The 20,687-nt window shown below is 73.0% G+C and carries 18 protein-coding genes; 8 read left to right on the forward strand and 10 right to left on the reverse strand.

Going from position 1 to position 20,687, the window contains the following annotated elements:
* The first annotated feature begins 1 nt into the window (after position 1).
* Complete coding sequence (locus tag ACFY1H_RS07120; RefSeq protein ID WP_366576529.1) at positions 2 to 649, forward strand: phosphate uptake regulator PhoU; 648 nt, start codon at positions 2 to 4, stop codon at positions 647 to 649.
* Between the two features lie 231 nt (positions 650 to 880).
* Here ACFY1H_RS07120 and ACFY1H_RS07125 read toward each other — a convergent pair whose 3' ends face one another.
* On the reverse strand, positions 881 to 2,023 hold the full coding sequence (locus ACFY1H_RS07125; protein WP_386945200.1) for a serine hydrolase domain-containing protein: 1,143 nt from the start codon (positions 2,021 to 2,023) through the stop codon (positions 881 to 883).
* A gap of 104 nt (positions 2,024 to 2,127) precedes the next feature.
* Between ACFY1H_RS07125 and ACFY1H_RS07130 the strand changes: the two genes are divergently transcribed.
* Positions 2,128 to 2,967 carry an alpha/beta fold hydrolase gene (locus ACFY1H_RS07130; protein WP_386945202.1) on the forward strand — a complete coding sequence of 280 codons (840 nt, stop codon included), beginning with the start codon at positions 2,128 to 2,130 and terminating at the stop codon, positions 2,965 to 2,967.
* A gap of 30 nt (positions 2,968 to 2,997) precedes the next feature.
* Here the strand turns inward: ACFY1H_RS07130 and ACFY1H_RS07135 are convergent, their stop codons facing one another.
* Together ACFY1H_RS07135 and ACFY1H_RS07140 are read right to left on the reverse strand one after the other, a co-directional pair.
* Complete coding sequence (locus tag ACFY1H_RS07135) at positions 2,998 to 3,504, reverse strand: hypothetical protein (protein ID WP_386945204.1); 507 nt, start codon at positions 3,502 to 3,504, stop codon at positions 2,998 to 3,000.
* A 136-nt stretch (positions 3,505 to 3,640) separates the two neighbouring features.
* Positions 3,641 to 4,021, reverse strand: a complete 381-nt coding sequence (locus ACFY1H_RS07140) for a hypothetical protein (RefSeq protein ID WP_386945206.1) — start codon at positions 4,019 to 4,021, stop codon at positions 3,641 to 3,643.
* A gap of 60 nt (positions 4,022 to 4,081) precedes the next feature.
* On the opposite strand from ACFY1H_RS07140, the gene ACFY1H_RS07145 reads away from it, so the two are divergent.
* Both ACFY1H_RS07145 and ACFY1H_RS07150 read left to right on the forward strand, forming a co-directional pair.
* Positions 4,082 to 4,687, forward strand: coding sequence for a hypothetical protein (locus ACFY1H_RS07145; protein ID WP_386945208.1), 606 nt, complete (start codon positions 4,082 to 4,084; stop codon positions 4,685 to 4,687).
* Between the two features lie 4 nt (positions 4,688 to 4,691).
* Positions 4,692 to 5,831: a hypothetical protein gene (locus tag ACFY1H_RS07150; RefSeq protein WP_386945210.1), complete on the forward strand. Its 1,140-nt coding sequence runs from the start codon at positions 4,692 to 4,694 to the stop codon at positions 5,829 to 5,831.
* Here the strand turns inward: ACFY1H_RS07150 and ACFY1H_RS07155 are convergent.
* Positions 5,749 to 6,750: a DMT family transporter gene (locus ACFY1H_RS07155; RefSeq protein ID WP_386945212.1), complete on the reverse strand. Its 1,002-nt coding sequence runs from the start codon at positions 6,748 to 6,750 to the stop codon at positions 5,749 to 5,751. The genes ACFY1H_RS07150 and ACFY1H_RS07155 overlap by 83 nt on opposite strands.
* 73 nt (positions 6,751 to 6,823) lie before the next feature.
* Here ACFY1H_RS07155 and ACFY1H_RS07160 point away from each other — a divergent pair, with 73 nt between their 5' ends.
* Positions 6,824 to 7,747, forward strand: a complete 924-nt coding sequence (locus ACFY1H_RS07160) for a LysR family transcriptional regulator (protein ID WP_386945214.1) — start codon at positions 6,824 to 6,826, stop codon at positions 7,745 to 7,747.
* 469 nt (positions 7,748 to 8,216) lie between these two features.
* On the opposite strand, the gene ACFY1H_RS07165 is transcribed toward ACFY1H_RS07160, so the two are convergent.
* The 3 genes from ACFY1H_RS07165 to ACFY1H_RS07175 all read right to left on the reverse strand — a co-directional run bounded on the left by ACFY1H_RS07165 (position 8,217) and on the right by ACFY1H_RS07175 (position 10,986).
* The gene (locus tag ACFY1H_RS07165; protein WP_386945216.1) at positions 8,217 to 8,510 is read right to left on the reverse strand and encodes a muconolactone Delta-isomerase family protein; all 294 of its coding nucleotides are present in this window, start codon (positions 8,508 to 8,510) and stop codon (positions 8,217 to 8,219) included.
* 97 nt (positions 8,511 to 8,607) lie between these two features.
* Positions 8,608 to 9,537 carry a LysR family transcriptional regulator gene (locus tag ACFY1H_RS07170; protein WP_366576509.1) on the reverse strand — a complete coding sequence of 310 codons (930 nt, stop codon included), beginning with the start codon at positions 9,535 to 9,537 and terminating at the stop codon, positions 8,608 to 8,610.
* 21 nt (positions 9,538 to 9,558) lie between these two features.
* The gene (locus ACFY1H_RS07175; RefSeq protein ID WP_386945218.1) at positions 9,559 to 10,986 is read right to left on the reverse strand and encodes a hypothetical protein; all 1,428 of its coding nucleotides are present in this window, start codon (positions 10,984 to 10,986) and stop codon (positions 9,559 to 9,561) included.
* A 57-nt stretch (positions 10,987 to 11,043) separates the two neighbouring features.
* Between ACFY1H_RS07175 and ACFY1H_RS07180 the strand changes: the two genes are divergently transcribed.
* The gene (locus tag ACFY1H_RS07180) at positions 11,044 to 11,736 is read left to right on the forward strand and encodes a TetR/AcrR family transcriptional regulator C-terminal domain-containing protein (RefSeq protein WP_386945220.1); all 693 of its coding nucleotides are present in this window, start codon (positions 11,044 to 11,046) and stop codon (positions 11,734 to 11,736) included.
* A gap of 3 nt (positions 11,737 to 11,739) precedes the next feature.
* Here ACFY1H_RS07180 and ACFY1H_RS07185 read toward each other — a convergent pair whose 3' ends face one another.
* Both ACFY1H_RS07185 and ACFY1H_RS07190 read right to left on the reverse strand, forming a co-directional pair.
* Complete coding sequence (locus ACFY1H_RS07185) at positions 11,740 to 14,040, reverse strand: ATP-binding protein (protein ID WP_386945222.1); 2,301 nt, start codon at positions 14,038 to 14,040, stop codon at positions 11,740 to 11,742.
* 182 nt (positions 14,041 to 14,222) lie between these two features.
* Positions 14,223 to 14,417 carry a hypothetical protein gene (locus tag ACFY1H_RS07190; RefSeq protein ID WP_366576499.1) on the reverse strand — a complete coding sequence of 65 codons (195 nt, stop codon included), beginning with the start codon at positions 14,415 to 14,417 and terminating at the stop codon, positions 14,223 to 14,225.
* Between the two features lie 200 nt (positions 14,418 to 14,617).
* Here ACFY1H_RS07190 and ACFY1H_RS07195 point away from each other — a divergent pair, with 200 nt between their 5' ends.
* Positions 14,618 to 16,186, forward strand: a complete 1,569-nt coding sequence (locus ACFY1H_RS07195) for a phosphodiester glycosidase family protein (protein WP_366576497.1) — start codon at positions 14,618 to 14,620, stop codon at positions 16,184 to 16,186.
* A gap of 264 nt (positions 16,187 to 16,450) precedes the next feature.
* Positions 16,451 to 20,083: a discoidin domain-containing protein gene (locus ACFY1H_RS07200; RefSeq protein WP_386945224.1), complete on the forward strand. Its 3,633-nt coding sequence runs from the start codon at positions 16,451 to 16,453 to the stop codon at positions 20,081 to 20,083.
* A gap of 48 nt (positions 20,084 to 20,131) precedes the next feature.
* Here ACFY1H_RS07200 and ACFY1H_RS07205 read toward each other — a convergent pair whose 3' ends face one another.
* Positions 20,132 to 20,620, reverse strand: coding sequence for an SCO family protein (locus ACFY1H_RS07205; RefSeq protein ID WP_366576493.1), 489 nt, complete (start codon positions 20,618 to 20,620; stop codon positions 20,132 to 20,134).
* Positions 20,621 to 20,687: the final 67 nt, after the last annotated feature.

The raw sequence follows: 20,687 nt of genomic DNA on the forward strand, positions 1-20,687 counted from the left end.
CATGCGCGAAGGTTTCAAGGACGACCTCGACCGGCTCGACGAACGGCTCGCCGGGATGGGTGACGCCGCGGCCGCGGCGATGCGGTCCGCGACCCGCGCGTTGCTGACCGCGGACCTCGCGCTCGCCGAGCAGGTCATCGGCGCCGACTCCGACCTCGACGACCAGCGCGCCGAATGCGAGGAAGAGGCGTACTCGCTGCTCGCCCTGCAGGCCCCTGTCGCCGGCGACCTGCGTGGCGTGCTCGCGGTGGTGTACTGCGCCGAGAAGATCGAGCGGATGGGTGACCTCGCGGCCCACATCGCCAGCACCGCCCGGCGCAGCCACCCGGAGCGCACCGTTCCCGCCGACCTGGAGCCCGTCTTCGCCGAACTGGGCGACGTCACCGCCCGCATGGCCGACCGCCTCACCCAGTTCATCCGCGGCGGCGGCGTCGAGGGCGGCTACGCGGAGCTCAGCCGCTCCGACGAAACCGTCGACGCCCTCCACGCCCGCGTGCTCGCCACCATCACCTCCGCCAAGTGGACCCACGGTCAGCGCACCGCCGTCGCCGCCACCCTGCTCACCCGCTTCTACGAACGCTTCGCCGACCAGACCGTGTCGGTCGCCAAGCGCCTCGAATTCGCCGCGACGGGCGCTTTGCCAGGCTGAGCCTGCCCGTCGGGTTCCTCGGGCTGGGCTTGGTTGCGGGTAGCCGCCTGCTTGCCGCGGTTTCGGTGAGCGCCTTGCCGACGCGGCTGTGTCGGTCGCTGCCGCGCCCGGAACTCGCGGCGACAGTTGTCTTCGCCGGGCCCACGCTGGCGCTGCCCCACGCGGCGACCGGCGCCTCCTCACGCCGGCCGCCGCCAGTGTCCGATGTGGATAATCAGCCGCGAAGTCCCGTCACCCCAGGCACTCGCGCAGTGCCGTGACCAGGTTGGTGGCCCGTGCGTCGCCGTGGCCGATCATGCGGTTGGCGACGTAGGCGAAGCCCACGGAGTGGTCGTCGTCGGCGAAGGAGAATTGGCCGCCGGCGCCGTCGTTGCCGAGGCTGCGCGCGCCGAGCATCGGGCGGAAGGCCGAGTCGAGCAGGAAGCCCGAGCCCCAGCGGGCGCCCGCGTCGAAGCCGAACCAGTCCGGGCCGGAGGAGACCTCGCGGGCGGCGTCGGTGACGGTCGCGGGGGACAGCAGCCGGGGGCTGCCGTCGAGGCCCGTGACGGCGGCCGCGTACAGGCCCGCGAGCCCGGTCGCCGAGGCGGTCGCCCCCGCGCCCGGCAGCTCCATGCCCAGCAGCGCCGGGTCGTTCCAGCCGTGCGGTTCGTCGAGGCCCGGGAACGCGAGTGCGCCGTTCATCGTGACGATCCGGGTCAGGATGTGCTCCGGCGGCGGCATGGGCGGGCGGCCCTCGGCCTCCGCCAGCCGGGCCCGTGCGGCCATCTCGGCCGCGGGCAGGCCGAGCCACGCGCGCAGCCCGAGCGGCTCGCCGACGACCGAGCGGAAGTACGCGCCCGGCGTCTGCCCGGTGAGCCGCCGCACGAGCTCGCCGAGCAGGAACCCGAACACGTGGCCGTGGTAGGCGTACGTGGTTCCGGGCTCCCACAACGGTTTCTGCTCCTCGATCGCGCGGATCACCGGGGCCCACCGCGCGATCTGTTCGAACGGCACGGTCTCGTCCAGCACCGGCAGCCCCGCGCGGTGCCCGAGCACCATCCGGGCGGTGATGTCCGCTTTGCCCTCCGGTGCGAACTCGGGCCAGTACCGGCTGACCGGCGCGTCGAGGTCGAGCTTCCCCTCCTGCGCGAGCAGGTGCGCACACAGGCTCACGATCGCTTTGGCACAGGAGAAAACCGGCACCACGGTGTCGCTTTCCCACGCGCGTCCCGTGGCCTCGTCGGCGACGCCGCCCCACAGCTCCACGACCTTGCGGCCGCCTACGAACACCGTCACCGCGGCACCCAGTTCGGGGAACTCGGCGAAGTTGCGCGCGAACGCGTCGGCGACGGCTCCGAACCGCTCGTCGGCTTCCCCGTGGTGGGTCGTGCTCACTGTCGCGCTCCTCCGTGCTCGATGCCGACGCGCACGCTACGGCGCGAACCCCGCCCCCACCACCGAATTTGCCGCCGGTCACCCGGCGGTGCCAAGATCCGCCCATGCCGACCTTCGCCGCGCCGGACGGGACCACCCTCGCCTACCGCGTGCTCGGCGCCGGCACACCCGTCGTCTGCCTGCCGGGCGGCCCGATGCGCGACGCGGCTTACCTCGGCGACCTCGGGGGACTGGCCGCGCACCGCAGCCTGCTGGTGCTCGACCTGCGCGGCACGGGCGCGTCCGCGGAGCCCGAAGACTCCGGCACCTTTCGCTGCGACCGCCAGGTCGGCGACGTCGAGGCCCTGCGCGCGCACCTCGGCCTCGAAACCCTCGACCTGCTCGGCCACTCCGCGGGCGCGAGCCTGGCGATGCGGTACGCGGCCGCGCGGCCCCGGCGCGTCGGCCGGCTCGCGCTGATCACCCCGAGCGCCCGGTCCGTCGCCTTCGAACCGACACCCGACCGGCGACGCGAGTCGATCGCCCGCCGGGCCGCGGAACCTTGGCACGCGGCCGTCGCGGCGGCGTACGAAGAGATCGCCGCCGGGCGCGCCACGAGCGCCGCCTGGGCCGCCCTCGCCCCGATGTACTACGGCCGCTGGAACGACACGGCGAAAGCCCACCACGCCACCGAATCGGCCCAGCGCAACGCCCGCGCCGCCCGCCGCTACAACTCCGAAGGCGCCTTCGAACCGCCGCGCACCCGAGCCGAACTGGCCGCGGTCACGGCCCCAGTGCTCGTGCTCGCCGGCGAGCTCGACTGGATCACCCCGCCGGACATCGCCGCCGCCATCGCGGCGCTCTTCCCCGACGCGCACACCGTGACCCAGCACGGCGCGAGCCACTACCCGTGGATCGACGACCCGGCCGCCTTCACCGAGACCGTGGCGAAGTTCCTGTCCTGACGCGGTTCCCCGCGCCTCTCCCGCCGCCGCTCAGCGCCGCTTTCGCCGTGCCGCCCGCTGCCACTCGGCGTCTTTGACGCGCAGCCCGAACGCCACCTTCACCTCGGGCCGCTGCAGCGGCCGCAGCACGGCCTGCGCCAGAAGCAGCCACAGGAAGAGGCCGACCGGCGCGGCGCCGCCGCCCGAGCCCGCCGAAAGCAGCGTGACGAGACCGCCCACCAGAAGGATCAGCCCGAACCCGAGCTCGATGCCGAACGTCGTCCACCACACCGCGGGCCGGCGACGGCCGAGCAGCACCGCGCAGACGGCCACCGCCACGGCCAGCACGGCGTCCAGCGAGGCCAGCGCGAGGACACCGCCGAGGCCGTCGGCGTCGTCGAGGCTCGTCACGAGGACCCAGACGAGCACCGACAGCGCGAGGTACAGCGTCGCCTGGGCGGCCATCGCCCACCGCGCCGAGGAGATGGCGTGGCGGATGTCTTCGTCGTCGTACTGGTACTGCGGGGCCGGCAGCTCGAAGGGACTCGGGTCGGACACGGCGGGCACCACCTCTCGGAGACGTCCGCCGAGCAAACCCCCGCGGGGCGCTTTCCGGTGGACGGCGGCAGGAACCGGCCAAGACCACCACACCCGCGCGGGACCGGTCCCGGCGTCTCCGATCAGGGCAGCCGGTTCAGCTGTCCGTGGTCTTGCTGCACGTCACCGGCTTGCCGGGCGCGGGCGAAGTCGCCTTCGCGAGCTCCCTCTGCTTGTCCAGCAGGATCCGGCACGTCAGCGTGACGTTGCCGGTCGGCGTGGCGGTGACCGAGGCGTCGCGGCCGGCGCTGATGATCACGTCCAGCTTCCACGGCAGCCCGAGCGGGCCGGTGAGCTGGTGCTGCGTCGCGTCGTCCTGGTAGCGGTCGACCGACTGCGAGTAGGTGATCCCGCTCGTGGTCCCGCTGCCGGTGACCTCGTAGCTGATGGCCCACGATTTCCCGGTGGGGTTGGTGCAGGCGACGAGACCGACGAGCGCGGCGGGCACGAGCGCCGCGGAGAGAGCCTTCTTGATCACGCGGCGACTGTACTGGGTGTCCGGTTCGCCCGCCGCGCAGGAGAAGGGCAGGATCGGGGTATGACGGCGCTGACGACGACCAGACGATCCCTGCACGGTGTGGCCGAGCTGCTGCTCGCCGGACCCCAGTTCCGCACGTCCGAGCGCATCGAGCTGCGCGTGGTCGGCGAGGGGTTCGCGACGATCGCCGAGCCCGACCTGGTGGTGGAAGGAACCCGGCTGCGGACGCCGACCGCGGCCGTCGAGCTGCCCGGCCGCACCTACCGCGAGGTGGCCGCGTCGATCGGGGTGGAGCCGAGCGACCTCGCCGACGTCTACTCCGACGGGCCGGCCGTGGGACCCGAGGAGACGATCGAGCTCGACGCCGCCGCGGTGGCCACCCTGCTGTCGGCCTTCGCCGCCGGCGACCGGGCCCTGCGGGAGTTCGCGCCGGACGAGACCCCGGTGCTGTGGCCGGAACACTTCGACGTCGCGATCACGCTCGGCGCCGTCAACTACGGCGTCTCACCCGGCGACGGGTACCTGGCCGAGCCGTACGCCTACGTCGGCCCGCACGAGCCGCGCCAGGGCCAGTTCTGGAACGCGCCGTTCGGCGCCGCGCACCCGGTGCGGGAGCTCGGCGACCTCCTCGCGTTCTTCCGCGAAGGCCAGGCGCTCGCGGGATGACCGCGTGTCGCTGACCTCGGAGCTGGCCGACCCGGCGAGCGTCCTCACGTCCTGGTGCGCCCGGGTGTTCACCGGCACGCCCGCCGCGGCGGCCCGGGTGGAGGCGGCGGTGCAGGACGTGCGGCCGGTCCGCCCGGCCGCCCGCGACGTCCCGCGCCGGCACTGGGCCGAGATCGGGGGCGCGTTCGGCCAGCGCGTGGCCGATCTCGTGCAGCCGGCGCCGCCGTACTACGCGCTGCTCGGGCTCGTCGGCGCGCAGTGGGCCACCGGGGCGTGGGCGCACGCGCAGGCCGCCGAGTACCCGACGCACCGGGGGTTGCCGCCGGAGTTCCGCGCCCGTGCGCTCGGCGTGCGGCCCGCCGCGACGACGTGGCTGGATCTCGGCGACCGGCTCGGCGGCGCGGTGGCCGAGCCGCTGCCCGGCGTCGCCGGGGCATGGGCGGAGTTCTTCGACCGCGCTCGCGCGTACCAAGATCGTTACGCACCACCGGGAACGCTGGGCTCGCCCGGTGTGGAGGCCGGCCTGGCGCGCACGAACTTCGTGGTCTCGGCGTGTGAGGACGTCTACCGCGCGGGCGGGATCGACCCGGGGCTGGCGCGGATCGTCGACGGCGGTGGCGCGAGCGTCGACGCGCTGCGCGGGCTGGCGACGGACGAGCAGGTCTCGGAACTGGCGGAAATCGCGAAGCGGCTGCACGACCGCGGCGCTTTGTGGGAGCTGCGCCGGATGGGCGGGAACCCGCCGGACGGCGCGCAGCTCGGCATCGCCGGGCCGACGATCGTCCCCGGCTGGGCCGACGGCGACGTGCTGCTGGGCGCGATCGACCCGGCCGGCGGGATCGGCGACGGCAGCGCGACGCTGCTCGACGTGAAAACCGTGGTCGGCGTCCGCGATCCGGACCGCGTCGGCCGCTGGCTGTGGCAGCTGCTGCTCTACGCGTGGCTCGACATCGGGGACATCTACCGGATCCGCGACGTCGGGCTGCTGCTCGCGCGGCACGGCACCGTGGTGACGTGGCCGGTGGAGCAGCTCGAAGAGGAGCTGCTGGGCACGCCGGACGTCATCGAGTTCCGTCGCGACGAGGCGCGCGAGCTCGTGGGCGCCATCCTCGCGTCGGTGGGACTGGCGTTCCCGGAGAGCTGACCTCCCGCGGCGCCCGGCCGGCGAAACACACCGCTGCCACGACGACCGCGCAGCCGGCCAGCTGCAGCACCGTCGGCTCCTCGCCGAGCAGCACGATGCCGTAGCCGACGGCGCCGATCGGCTGCAGCAGCATGAGGACCGAACCCGTCGCGGACGTCATCCTCGGCAGCCCGGCGGCGATGAGCAGCCAGCCGACGACCTGGCCGACGAATGCGAGGGCCACGAGCCAGCCGAACGCGGGCCACCCCGGCGTGAAGTCGAGCCGGTGAGTGGGCACCCCGAGCGCGACGGCGACGGCGCCGGCCGAGAGCGTCGCCAGCAGCAGCGATCGGATCTGCGTCGAAGGGCCGCTGCTGAGCCGGATGAACAGCAGGTAGCCGGAGTAGCCGGCGCCGGCGGCCAGAGCGAGGAGCGCGCCGCTGAGCGGGTCGGAGCCGACGGCGCTCTTGCCGAGGAACCCGCCGCTGAGCACGATACCGACGAGCAGCACCGGTGCCGTGAGCAGGAAGCGGCGGCCGGGGGGTTCGGAGAGGAACAGCAACGCCAGCAGCGGCACGACCACGACCTGCACGCCGAGCAGCACCGTCGCGATCCCGGCGCCGACGCGCGGGATCGACTCGCCCCACAGCACGAAGTCGAGGCCGAGACCGATTCCGCCCAGCAACGGGAAAAGGATCTTCGGCCGCACGCCCGTGCGCCGCCACTCCCAGAAGGCGAGCGCGGCCAGCACGGGGAGCGAGAGCAGGCACCGCCAGAACGAGCTCGTGGAGCCGCTCGTGCCCGACACCTTGATGAACACCGACGACAACGCGATGCAGAGGCTGCCGGCCGCGGCGAGCAGGCGCGGGTCGATCCGTTCGGTGAGAACGGTGATCGGCCCGGCCGCCGGGGAACGGGACGGGAGCTCGGTCGTGGTCACCCCTTCAGCCTGCGGTGCGCGACTGTCAAGGACAAGCGAATGTTCCTGAGCGGAATTCGGTAGCATCACTACCGTGTTCAGCCTGGATCGCATGCGCGCCCTGCACGCGGTCGCCCAGCACGGCTCGGTGGCCGCGGCGGCCGCGTCACTGCACGTCACGCCGTCCGGGGTGTCGCAGCAGCTCGCGAAGCTGGAACGCGAGGCCGGCCAGGCGCTGCTGGAACCCCGCGGCCGCGGCGTGCGCCTGACGCGCGCGGGCCAGGTGCTCGCCGGGCACGCCGGCCGGATCCTGGCCCAGGTCGCGCAGGCGCGGTCGGATCTGGAGCTGCTCAACGAGGACGTGCTCGGCCCGCTGCGCCTCGGCGCCATCCCGACGACGATCCACGCCCTTCTGCCGCCGGCCCTCGCGACGCTCGCCGCCCAGCACCCGCGCCTCGAGGTGACGCTGCGCGAGGGCGAGGCCGAGCAGACCCTGCCCCAGGTCGTGGCGGGCGACCTCGACATCGCCGTGGCCGAGAGCTGGGCGGACCGCCCCACGGTGCTCCCGCCGACGGTCACCGCCACCACGCTCTTCTCCGACGTCGCCGACCTCGCCCTCCCCGGCACCCACCGCCTCGCGCACCGCCGCACCGTCGACCTGGCCGAGGTCGACGACGTGCCGTGGATCGCCTGGACCGCCGGCTCGGGCTGCTACGAATGGCTCGTCCACGTCCTCCGGGCGCAACAGCTGGAGCCCCAGATCAGCTGCACGGTCGGCGGCTATCCGACGCAGCTGGCCCTGGTCGCCGGCAACGCGGGCGCGGCTCTGGTACCGCGCCTGGCCCGCGGCACACCGCCGGCCGGCGTACGCATCCTCACCACCCGCCCGGCGTTGTCCCGCACGATCATCGCGGTCTGCCGCGCGGGCGAGGAGGAACACAGCGGCATCCGGGCGGCACTGGACGCGCTGCTGGCCGCTTCGGCCCGCTTCGCAACGGGCGCGCAGCCGGTCCGCTGACGCGGGACCTTCGTGGTGAAGGTGCGGTGTCGAGAGTCGTTCGCTGGGCCGTCGCCGAAGGCGGCTTGCGGCGGCTTGGCTTGTGGGGAGTCAGTGCGGGCGGTGCGCTGGGCGTGGGTTCGGTTGACGCGGGACTTTCGTGGTGAAGGTGCGGTGCTGAGAGGGGCTCGCAGGACCGCCGCCGAGCGCAGTTCGTGGCGGCCTGGCTTGTGGGGAGTCAGTGCGTGCGGTGGGCCGGGCGTGGGTTCGGTTGGCGCGGGATTTCGTGGTGAAGGTGCGGTGCCGAGAGAGTCGTTCGCTGGGGCCGTCGCCGAAGGCGGCTTGCGGCAGCGTCGCTTGTGGGGAGCCAGTGCGTGCGGTGGGCCGGGCGTGGATCCGTCGGCGCGCGCCGGGCGGGATCCGATCCGGTCCCGGACCTTCCGCGCGAGCGGGTCGCCGCCACCGGTGGCGGCGCGCAGGCACTCGGGGTTCAGGCCTTCGGCCCCGGGTCGTTGGGATGCGGTTCGAGCGCCGTGATCTCGAACGTCATCCAGTCGCGCAGTGGGAGGGTGCCCAGGACGTCGGTGCGGAGGGCGGCTTCGGTGTCGGCGCGCCAGATGCCGATGCTGCGCAGCTCGCCGACCGGGCGCCACAGGCGGCCGAGGTGGCCGGTGGCGGCGAGCTCGCGGGCGCGCGCGGCTTCGGCGGTGCGGCGGCGGTCGACCTCGGCGGGGTCGGTGCCGTCGGGGATGGTGGTGGTGATGCGGACCAGGAACTCCTGCATGGTGGCCTCCTCGGGATGCCGTTGCGGCAAGGAGATCCTGCGCCCCGCCGGGCGGCGGGCGCCACGACCGGATCCCTCGGACGTCGGAGGCCGCGGCTCACACGGGGTCGGGCGTGCGGCGGGCGTACGGGTCGGTCGCGGGCACCCACGTCGAGTCGTCCAGGCCGAAGGTGCCGAGGTCCGCGGTGAGGGCGTCGACGACGGCGCGCACGGAAGCGCGGGTGTCGTCGCGGCGGGTGACGAGCGACCAGGTCCAGCACGGCGTCGGGGAGACGATGGGGCGGCGCACCAGGTCCGGTGGCAGGGGAGTCGTCTGGCCCTTCGGCGAGTTGACCACGGGCCGGCGCAGGCGGCGGACGTGCTCGAAGAACGCCGGGCCGGTGATGCCCCCGTCGTCGGTCCGCTCGACGGTGGCGCCGGTGTCGCGCGCGAACTGGCCGGCGTAGAGGTTCCACGACGACCAGCTGAGCGTGTCCGAGTCGACCAGCACCACCACGTCCTTCGCCGCCACGGGTGCGGTGTCGGTGCCGGTGGACACGGCGTAGAGGTGGTCGGCGCCGATGAGGCGCGCGGTGAGGTCCTGGTCGGCGAGGTCGGGCGTCTGCACCCAGCAGATGGCCAGGTCGATGCTGCCGTCGGCGACGCGCCCGGCCTGCGCGTGCGAAGGCAGTACCCACGCGTCGACCTGCACGCGGGCGACGCCGGCGGTGCGTTCGACGAGGTCGGCGGGCCGCCAGTTCACGTAGCCGAGGCGCACGGCCTCGGTGCTCGACAGCCCGGTGGCCCGGCGGCGCAGGTCGTCCGCCTGCTGCAGCAGCGCGCGGGCGCCCGGCAGCAGCGACTCGCCGATCGCGGTCAGCGCCACCGAACGGCGGTCCCGGTCGAACAGCCGCACCCCCAGGTCACGTTCGAGCGCCTTGATCTGCTGGGAGAGCGACGGTCCGGCGATGTGCAGCCGTTCCGCGGCCCGCCCGAAGTTCATCTCCTCGGCGACGGCGACGAAGTACCGCAGCTGGCGCAGTTCCACCAGCGCATCGTAGTTCCCGCGTCACGGCCCGCTGACGAACACCGGCGTGAGCGAAACGGCCAGCCGCACCGTGCCGCCGTCGAGACGCACGGACACCGGCGCACCGAAGGCGTCGACGGCGACCGCCTCGGACGCGGTCCACGGCAGCGTCACCGGGACCGGCGGCTCCTGCTCCCCGTCCACCGGATCCCGCTGGTCCCACACCACCACCAGCGGGCCGCGCCCGGCGCGCTCGACGGCGTAGGCCGGTACCTCGGTGTCCATTCGCGACACTCGCTCGGCCCCCGCGAGCTGCTCGGCGACCAGCGAAAACGTGTCGGCCATCGGCCGCCGCACCGCCAACGACCGGCCGTGGTAGCCCAGCAGCGGCAGCTTCCCGAACAGCAGGTGCATCATCTGCAGCGGGTCGACGGGCCCGGGCACCTCCGGCGCGAGGTTCCAGTAGGCCGTGCGCCGGATCCCCGACGCGAGCGCCAGCACCGTGCGCACCACGAGCTGCCGGCAGCCGATCCGGTCGCGCAGCGCGTCGAGCTCGGGCGGGCAGCCGTCGAGGAACATCTGCAGCCGCGGCGGCAGCTCGGCCATCCGCGCGTACAGCGCCCGCATCGCGGCGCGCTCTGGCGTCTCCTGGGTCGCGCGCTCCTGCAGCTCGCCGGTGCTCTGCGTGGCGGGCGCGTCGGCGAACGCGCTCAGGAAGGCCTGCTGCATCACCGGTTCCAGCTCCGGGAACTCGAACGGCACCGGCCCGCCGTGCTCGCCCGCCACGATCGGCTTGGGCTCGCCGTACGCGGCCATCATCTCGCGCGCAGTGTCCACATAGGATGGAACTGCCGACGGATCACCGTAGAGGTGCACGCTGAACACGTCGAAGTGCTCGCGCCCCGCCGACACGAGGTGGTCGAAGAACTTCCGCGGCTCACTGCCGGGTTCGCTCGAGAACACGTCGTACCCGCACCCGCCGAGCACCACCAGCGCGGCCGGATCGACCTCCTTCACCCCGTCGTGCAGCACCTTCAGCTGCCCGACGTACTCCTCGGCCGTGCCGGCCCACAGCAGCCCGGTGTTGCTCGGTTCGTTGTCGCACTGCCAGAAGTGGACCCGGCCCGCGCACCGCCGCACCAGCTCCCTCGCGAACCGCCCGTAGGTGGCCGGGTCGTGCGCCGGCGAAGGCGGCAGGAAGTCTGTCGGCACCTTCGTCGCCCACGGTGAGCTGGAACAGACGGTCAGCCACACCTCCTCGTCGCCGTCGAGCTGGGCCAGCAGGGCGTCGACCGCCGTCCAGTCGTACTCGCCGGGCCGCGGCTCGACCTGGCTCCAGAACACGTACGCGCGCAGCAGCCCGGCGCCGAGCGCGCGCGCCTGCGGCACGAACTCACCGGGCTCGCCGAACAGCCCGTAACTGATGCCCCGCACCACACCCAGCCGGACACCCGGCAGTACTTCGGTCACCGCATCCCCCTGAAATTTTCACTGATAAACTCAAACTATATGCGATAAACTCAGCGCATGCCAGCAGAGCCCCCGTTGATCTGGACGCTGCCCCCGCCTCCGCCGCGCCAGCGCTCCCTCGGCCGCGAAGAGATCGTCGCCGCGGCGATCGCCCTGGCCGACGAAGGCGCCGCGGTCACCATGAAGTCCGTGGCCGGCCGGCTCGGCCCCTACACGTCGATGGCGCTCTACCGCTACGTCCACAGCCGCGAAGGCCTCAGCGACCTCATGCTCGACGCGGCCGTCGCCGAGGTCCCCGTGCCCGCCGCCCCCGGTGGCAACTGGCGCGAAGACCTCCGCGCCCTCGCGCTGGACACGCGCGGCATGCTCAAGCGTCACCCGTGGTGCGCGCTGCTCGCCCACACCCGCCCGCCGGCCGGCCCGCACCTCATGCGGCGCCTCGAGTTCATGCTCGCCGTCCTGACCGCGCGCGGCGCCACGCTGCCCGACGCGATGACCTACGCCGCGCTGATCGACCGCCACGTCCTCGGCAGCGGCGCGCAGGAAGCCGAGGAAGCGCGCCACGAACCCACCGGCGAAGCCTTCACCGAGGCACTGGCGTCGGTGCGCGACCTCGCCGCCGCCGACCCCGCCGTGCCCCTGCTCACCGCGTGGCTCACGAAGCCGGCCGGCCCGCCCCGCGACGTCCAGTTCGACCTCGGCCTGGGGTTCCTCCTGGACGGCATCGAGTCCCGGCTGCCCGGGCGGTGACGCTCAGCCGCGCCGTTGCGCGAGCCACGCCGGGATCCGGCTGCGCGAGCTGAAGCCCAGCTTGCCGAGGATGTGGTCCACATGGGACTCGACCGTGCGGCGGCTGATCACCAGCCGTTGCGCGATCTCCTTGTTGGTCAGCCCCTCGGCGACGAGCTCGGCCACCTCGAGCTCGCGGCTCGTGAGCTCGGGCTCCGAGGTGTCCCGGACGGGCGCGACCGGCGCGGGAGGGGCGACGGTCTCACCGAGCAGGTGGGCGAGGGCGGCCTCGAAATTCGTCGAAGCCTCGGCGCCACGCTTGAACGCCGTGCGATACCGGGCGTTCCCGAGGGATTCGCGGACCGCCTGTTCACACGCCGCGTGCTGGTCGAGCAGACGGCGCATCCCGAGCATCGCCTTGCCGCCGGTCAGCGGCCACACGCGGTGGGCCACCCCGAGGCGCTCGGCCGCGAGCTCCGTCCGGCCGGTTGCGGCTGCGGTCCACGACAGCAGCTCCACCGACAGCGCCGCATTGAGGATGTCGTTGAACAGGCGCGCCGTGCGAATTCCGCGCAGCAGCCCCGTTTCCGCCGCGTCGTGCTCGCCGAGCATCCATTGCGCGAGCGAACGCGAGTACAGCAGGTGCGTGCGGGCGCGCAGCTCACCGGTCGATTCGCACGCGGCCAGCCCCTCCTCCGCGACGGCCACGGCTGTCGCCGGGTCACCACCCCACGCCTCGGACTGCGCCACCGTGCCCAGGCTGAGCACTTTGATGCTGGTGTAGCCGGGGATGCCAGCGAAGCGGTCGTGGGCTTTCCGGAACACCGTGGTGGCCGTCGGGAAATCTCCTTCCAGGAAGTGGCACGCCGCCGTCAGCATTTCCGTGTAGCCGAGCACGACCTCGTCGCCGTTGCGGCGGCCCCAGTCCTCGGCTTCACGGATCAGCGGCAGCGCGGCGCGGGGTTCGCCCATGAGACAGGCGGCGTACGCGCTGATCCACAGCGCCCGAGCGCGGTCGCGGCTCGGTTCGGGGTTCACGTCGAGCGCCCGCGCGAGCCACAGCCGGCCTTCGGTGAGGTGGCCGCACTGCAGCCAGAAGAAGTGCAGGGTCACCACCAGGTCGAGGCCGGCCGCGTACCGAGCGGGGGTGCCCAGGTCGTGATCGAGCGCGGTGCGCAGGTTCGCGTGGTCGCGCAGCACCGTCGCGTACACCTCGACCTGGTCGGCTCCGGAGTCCCAGTCGGTCTGGGCGCGCTGGGCCAGGCGCTGGAAGTACTCGCTGTGCCGGTTGCGCATCGCTGCTTCGCCGCCCGCCTCGGCCAGCTTCTGCCGGCCGTACTCGCGGATCGTCGTCAGGAGGCGGAAGCGGGTCGGCGCCCGGTCGGCCGAGGTCTGCACGATGGACTTGTCCACGAGCCCCGCCACCAGGCCGAGCACGTCGCCGGGGTCGATGCCGTCTCCGGAGCACACCTCCTCGGCCGCCGCGAGGTGCAACCCGCCGGTGAACACCGCGAGACGCGTCCACAGCACCCGCTGACGCGGTGTGCACAGCAGGTAGCTCCAGTCGATCGTGCTCATCAGCGACTTCTGCCGTTGCGGCGCGACCGGGTTGGGGCTCAGCAGCTGGAAAGTGTCGTCGAGCCGGTCCAGGAGCTCGTCGATCGCCAGGGTGCGCAGCCACACGGCGGCCAGCTCGAGCGCCAGCGGCAGCCCGTCGAGCCGGCGGCACACCTCGACGACGATGGACCAGTTGTGGCTGTCGAGGGCGAACCGGCTGGACACGGCGGTTGCGCGTTCGGTGAACAGCGTCACCGCGTCGAGCCCGACGGCACCGGCGAGGTCGTGGACTTCCGGCACCGCCAGCGGCGCCACGGCGTACACGTGTTCGCCCTGGACACCCAGCACGTGCCTGCTGGTGGCGAGGATCCGGAGGTCCGGCGCCGCGGCGAGGAGGTCGCGCGCGAGCCGTGCGCACGCCTCGACGAGGTGTTCGCAGCAGTCGAGCACCAGCAGCGGGCTCTTGTCGCGCAGGTACTCGGCGAGCCGGCGCGGCGGGTCCTCGTCGGCGTCGCGGATCCCGAACGCCGCGCCGACCGTCTGGGCGAGCAGCGCGGGATCGTGGAGGTCGCCCAGCTCGATCAGCCAGACGTCGTCGGGGAACGTGTGTGCCACCTGGTCGGCGACGCGGAGGGCGAGTCGGGTCTTGCCGACGCCGCCGGCCCCGGTGAGCGTGACGAGCCGTCCCGCGGACAGCAGTCTGCGGACCTCGACCAGTTCGCGCTGCCGGCCGATGAAGCTGGTCAGCTCTGCGGGCAGCGTCCCCATCGAGACCACCTCCACGAGTTGTGAGAGTACGTCTCGCGGTGGCCGATGTCAGGTTGTTCCGTTTTATCCGGGCAGCACCGAACCCCGTACCACGGTGCGGCGCGGGTACGGGGGTTCGGCGGGTCGGCTCACTCGATCGGGGGCGAGAGTGAGGACCTCCTTTCCGCGGGGGCGCTTTTCTTTCAGGCAGCCAGATCCGATGCGGGCGGTCTGGTGTCCGGTGCGGGGGAGTGCAACGCCTCCCGGTCGCGCCCGGCCGGCTCGCAGCCGGGGCGCCAGGTGCCGACGTGCGTCCACTGCCGGCCCCACCAGTGGCTGATGAGGACGGTGGACCGGAAGCAGACCGGGCACGGCTGGCGAAGCGAGTCGATCGCCATGGGGACCTCCGTGTCGGTGGTGCTTCTTGTCCTTCAAGACTCGCGGCTCGGCGCGGCCCGCACATCGGAAGTCCTACGGAGAAACTACGTACGTATCCGGTTCGGCAGAGTTCACCGCCGCTCCAGCCGCCGGACAGGTCCGGGTCGACGGCGCCGGGTGGACTCACCCGGATCCGCTTGAGGCAAGGGAGAAACCCACAGTGTTCACCTCGTCACGCGCCCGGCGCGTGCTCGCGGCAGCCGTCGTCGTCGCAGGGACGGCGGCGGTGGTCACGCCGGCCGCCGACGCGTCGGTGCCCGGTCCCGCCGGCTACACCTGGACCACCGACGTGGTCGCGCCGGGCGTCACCGTCCTCACCGGCGTGCTGAGCCGCACGGCCCACCCTCCGTTCTGGACGGTCACGATCACCGCGCCGGCCCGGAACATCCTCACCGGCGCCGCGACGACGGCCGAGCTCGGCACGGCGGCCTGGGCGCGCGACACCGCCGCCAAGCTGGCCGCGGCGGGCGACCCGGCGCGGCAGGACACCGTCCGCTGGCCCGGTTTCTCCGACACCCCGCACGGCGTCGAGGGCGTGCGCGTGCGCACCGGCTCCTACCCGGCGCAGGCCGCGGCCACCGCTGCGGCGACGACGCTGAAGGCGGCCGGGTTCAGCGCCGTGGCGGAGTGGACGGGCTACGACGCCGACCAGGCGCCCGACGCCGAACGCGTCCACGTCGCCGTGATCGACCGCGACCGCTTCCACGGCAGCATCGAGGCGACGCACGACGGCACGGTGGCGCAGCGGGAAACCACGTCGTCGATCGCGGCGAAGACGGGCGCGCTGGTGGCCGTGAACGGCGGGTTCTTCGTGACCGCCGACGCCGACGGGTTCCAGGGCGTGCCCGCCGGGCTCGCCGCCTACGACGGCAAGCTCGAGTCGCAGTCGTCCGGCGCCCGCGCGGCGCTGGTGCTCGGCCGCCGCGGCGACGTGTCCATCGAGAACGTGACGTCCACGGTGACCCTGGGCTCCGGCGCGGCGACCCACCCGGTCGAAGGCGTGAACCGCAAGCCCGGTGTCGTGCGCGACTGCGGCCGGCCCGGCCTGACGCCGACCACGAAGCCCCGGCAGGACTTCACCTGCACCACAGCCGACGACCTCGTGCTCTTCACCGGCGAGTTCGGCGCCGCCCTGCCGGCCGGCCCGGGCACGCAGGTCACCCTCGGCCGCGACGGCCGTGTGCTCACCGTGGGCGCGCGTGGTGGCGCGGTGCCCGCCGGCGGTTCCGCCGTGCAGGGCATCGGCGCGGCCGCCGGCTGGCTCACCGCCCACGCCGTCGCCGGCCGCAAGCTGACCGTCGACGAGCGCGTGCGCACCGCGTCGGGCCGGCCGGTCGACCTCCGCGCGGGCGACGGCATCGTCAGCGCGGCGCCGATGCTGCTGCGCAACGGCCGCCAGGCCATCGACGCCGCCACCGAGGGTGTGCTCGACCCGAAGGACCTGTCGTTCGGGTACGCCTGGGCCGAGCAGCGCCAGCCGCGCACGATGGCCGGGCTCGACGCGCAGGGCCGCTTGCTGCTCGTGACGGTCGACGGCCGGCAGCCCGGCGTCAGCGAAGGCGTCACGATCGAGGAAGGCGCGCAGCTGATGCGCAGCCTCGGCGCGGTCGACGCGCTCAACCTCGACGGCGGTGGCTCCACCGCGATGGCCGTCGCGGGACAGCTCGTGAACCACCCGTCGGACGCCACGGGCGAGCGCCCGATCGGCGACGCGGTGCTCGTGCGCTGACCCGTCCGGCCGGGCGCGTCCGATCCACCCGGACGCGCCCGGCCGGACAAACCGGGCACCTCGGCTTCCCTTGCGGTTCTTGACCGGCGGCGCCCTCCCGGCGTCCGACATCGATGTCATCTCGGCCGATTCTTGTCTCTCTTGTCTTCTTGACGGGCGGGTGAGCGGCCGGGAAGCTTCCTGGCAACGTTGTCACCCGTCGACGTCGACGCCTGCGGTCCCCGCGTCACGAGGACGGGTTTTGTCTCGAGACCGGGAGATCCCATGACGTTGGACCAGAGCGGCGCGCCGGGCGCGGATTCGGCACTGTCGCGCCGGGGCGTGCTGGCCGCCGGCACCGGGTTGCTGGCCGGGTTCGGCCTGACGGCGGTGCTGCCGGGCGTGGCCTCGGCGGCGCCCGCTTCCCCCGCGGTCGCCGACGGGCACAGCTCGACCGACCTGGCGCTGTTCCGCCCGGTGCAGGTGTCCTCCACCGACTACGCGGCCACCCCGGCCGAGTTCGCGGTGGACGGCCTCGCGCAGGTCGGCGTGCAGGGCTCCGGCTGGCGCGCGGCCGGGAGCGGCTCGCAGTGGATCATCGTGGACCTGCAGGGCCGCTGCCAGGTCGACTCCGTGGTGCTCACGTTCGAGGCCCGCCCGGGCGACCCTGCGTTCGACCCGGCCGCCTCGCGCAGCAACACCAAGGGCACCGAGGTCCAGTCGAGCTACGCGACCGTGTTCGACCTCGACGTCTCCCAGGACGGCAAGGCCTGGCGCACCGTCTACAGCACCGCGCAGGGCACCGGCGGCGTGGTGACCATCCCGCTGAAGCCGGCCGTCGCCGCGCGCTGGGTCCGCCTCACGAGCTCCGCCGGGTCGACCACTAACCCGTTGGGGCTCAACGGGTTCCAGGTCTACGGCACCACCCGCGACAACCGACCGGCCGTGCGCGGCTGGACGTCGTTCCCCGTGCGCGGCCACGACAACCCGCCGGCGCTGGCGGTGGCCGCCGACGGCTCCGTGCCGCTGGAGTCCGGCTGGGTCCTCACCATGCAGGACTGGGCGCCGAGCACCGACGGCGCCGTCCTGTCCGGCACCGCGGTCGACACGCGCGGCTGGCTGCCGGCGTCCGTGCCGGGCACGGTGCTCGGCTCGCTCGTGGAGCAGGGGCAGCTGCCCGACCCGGTCAAGGGCATGGGCAACATGCACATCCCCGAGGCCCTTTCGCGGCACTCCTGGTGGTACCGCCGCACGTTCTCCGTGCCGCGCGGCCTCGACACCTCGGCGGGCCGGCACGTGTGGCTCGAGTTCGACGGCGTCAACCACGAGGCCGACATCTGGCTCAACGGCGCCCACGTCGGCAACCTGGCGCACCCGTTCGGCCGGGCCGCCCTCGACGTCACGGCGGCGCTGCGCCGCACCGGCGACCAGAACGTCGCGGTGAAGATCGCGCCGATGCCGTTTCCCGGCAGCCCGGGCGACAAGGGCCCGGCCGGGCAGTCCTTCGTGGACGCGGGCGGCACGATGTTCGCGAACTCGCCCACGCTCGTCGCGGTGTCCGGCTGGGACTGGATGCCCGCGGTGCGCGACCGCGCGTCCGGCATCTGGAACCACGTCCGGCTGCGCTCGACCGGCGCGATCGTGGTGGGCGACGCCCGCGTGGACACGAAACTGCCCAACCTGCCCGCGACCGACGTCGCGGAGGTGACCATCACGGTCCCCGTCCGCAACGCCGGTTCGGTGGCCCAGCGCGTGAAGGTCACCGCGGCGTTCGACGGGATCTCGGTGTCGAGCACCGTCACCGTCGCGCCGGGTGCGGAGGGCGCGGCCGTCTTCGCGCCGTCCGATTTCCCGCAGCTGCGGATCAAGAACCCGAAGCTGTGGTGGCCCAACGGCTACGGCGACGCGACGCTGCACGATCTCACGGTGACCGCGGCCATCGGCTCCGCGGTGAGCGACCGCAAGAGCCTCAAGTTCGGCATCCGCCAGATCACCTACACCTACGACCAGCCGATCGTGCCCGTCGACGGTGTCGCCTCCCAGACCGTGGACCTCGCGCCCCAGCAGGCGCGCTACGTCCGGGTGCAGTGCGACAAACGCGCCACCGGCTGGGGGTTCTCGCTCTGGACGATGTCCGTGGTGGACAGTGCGAACGCCGGCACCGACCTGGCCCAGGGCAAGACGGGCACCAGCTCCACGGTCGCCGACGGCAATCCGCCGCAGAACGCGTTCGACGGCGACCCGAAGACCCGCTGGACCTCGGAGTACGCCGACAACCAGTGGCTGCAGGTCGACCTCGGCGCCACGACGTCGTTCGACCGCGTCGTGCTGGCGTGGGAAACCGCGTACGCGCAGACGTTCCGCATCCAGGTCTCGGCCGACGGCGACAGCTGGACCGACGTGACGTCGGTGGACAACTCCGCGAAGCCACTGACGTTCATCGTCAACGGGGTCAAGGTGTTCTGCCGCGGCGGCAGCTGGGGCTGGGACGAGCTGCTGCGCCGGATGCCGCCGGAGCGCGTGGACAACGTCGTGGCGATGCACCGCGACATGAACTTCACCATGCTGCGCAACTGGATCGGCTCCTCCTACCGCGAAGAGCTGTTCGAGGCGTGCGACCGGTACGGAATCCTCGTGTGGACGGAGTTCTGGGACGGGTTCTCCACCGACCCGGCCAACCACGACATCTTCCTGGCCCAGGCCAAGGACACCGTGCTGCGCTACCGCTCCCACCCGTCGGTCGCGGTGTGGTTCGGCTGCAACGAGGGCACCCCGCCGGCCGTGATCGACCAGGCGCTGCGCGCGATCGTCACGGAGAACACGGACCTGTTGTACCAGAGCAACTCCGCCGGCGGCGTGATCACCGGCGACGGCCCGTACCGCTGGCTCGACCCGAAGCAGTACTTCACGGGTGAGGCGACGGGCGGCAAGGCCGGGTTCTGGAGCGAGATCGGCATTCCCACCGTGTCCGTGGTGGAGAGCATGCGCAACCTCGTCGGTGACGGCGACCCAGGCTGGCCGATCGGCGCGCCGTGGTTTCTGCACGACTGGTCCACGCAGGGCAACCAGTCGCCGCAGACCTACCTCGCGGCGATCGACGCGCGGCTCGCGCCCTCGTCGAGCCTGGAGGAGTTCTGCCGCAAGGCGCAGTTCGTGAACTTCGAGAGCATGCGCGCGATCTTCGAGGCGTGGAACTCGAAGCTGTGGAACGACGCCACCGGCGTGCTGCTGTGGATGTCGCACCCGGCCTGGCACAGCACGGTGTGGCAGACCTACGACTACGACCTCGACGTGAACGGCAGCTACTACGGCTCCCGCAAGGGCTGCGAGGCCCGCCACGTGCAGGCGGATCTCACGACCTGGCAGGTGCGCGCGATCAACCACACCCCCGACGCCATGAGCGGCATGACCGTCACCGCGCAGCTGCACGGGCTCGACGGCAAGCCGCTGGGCGCGGCGCAGACGCAGAAGGTCGACGTGGCCCCGATCTCGGGCACGGCCGCGTTCACGGTGCCGTTCGGCGCGGACCTGCCGGCGCTGCACCTGCTGCGCCTGACGATGACGGACTCGCACGGCGCCGTCGTCTCGGAGAACACCTACTGGCGCTACCAGGCGGACACGGCGATGCGCGCGCTCAACCAGCTCGGGCGCACGCAGCTGTCGACGAGCCTTCGCCCGGCGGGCAAGGACGGTTACACCGCGACGATCCGCAACACGGGCAAGACCGTGGCCGCGATGGTGCGGCTGTCGCTGCGCGAGAACAACGGCAAGGACCGCGTGCTGCCGACGATCTACGGCGACAACTACTTCTGGCTGCTGCCAGGGGAGTCCCGCACGGTCACGGTCGCGCCGCGGCGCTCCGTCAAGTCCCCGCGGCTGTCGGTGGAGGCGTACAACGTGCCGGCCAGGCTGAGCTGACTCCCGGTTGCCGGGGCCTGTCCGCGAGGCGGCCCCGGCAACCGGTGTTCACGAGACGGCCGCCCGCAGTCGGTCGGTGAACGTCGCGTCGTCGAGCCCGTCGGTGAGGTGCGTCGCGTAGGCGCCGTCGGGATCGAGCACGTAGGTGATGGCCGTGTGCGGCACCGCGTAGCCGTCGGGGTCCTCGGGATCGTCCTTGCGGCGCGCGAAAACCCGGAAGGCGCGCTTGGCCCGCTCGATCTGCTCGGGCGAGCCGGTGAGGCCGGTGAAGCGCGGGTGGTCGCCTTCGAGGTACACGCGCATCACCTCGGCACTGTCGCGCTCCGGATCGACGGTGATGTACAGCGGCTGGATCTTGTCCGCCAGCGGCCCCAGCGCGGCCAACGCGGCGTCCAGGCGCCCGAGCGCCCGCGGGCACACCATGCGGCAGTGGGTGAAGCCGAAGAAGACCGTGACCCACTTGCCCCGGTAGTCCCGCTCGGTCACGGCCCTGCCGTGGTGGTCGACGAGACTGAAGGTGGCGTCGATCGGCGTCACGCCGGGTCCTCCCTGTCGTGCTGGTGCTCGCGCAGTGCGACGCTACTCCGGCGGGAACGTGGGCGGG

Origin of the sequence: Amycolatopsis sp. NPDC001319 (genome assembly GCF_042896185.1) — a bacterium.
GTDB lineage: Bacteria > Actinomycetota > Actinomycetes > Mycobacteriales > Pseudonocardiaceae > Amycolatopsis.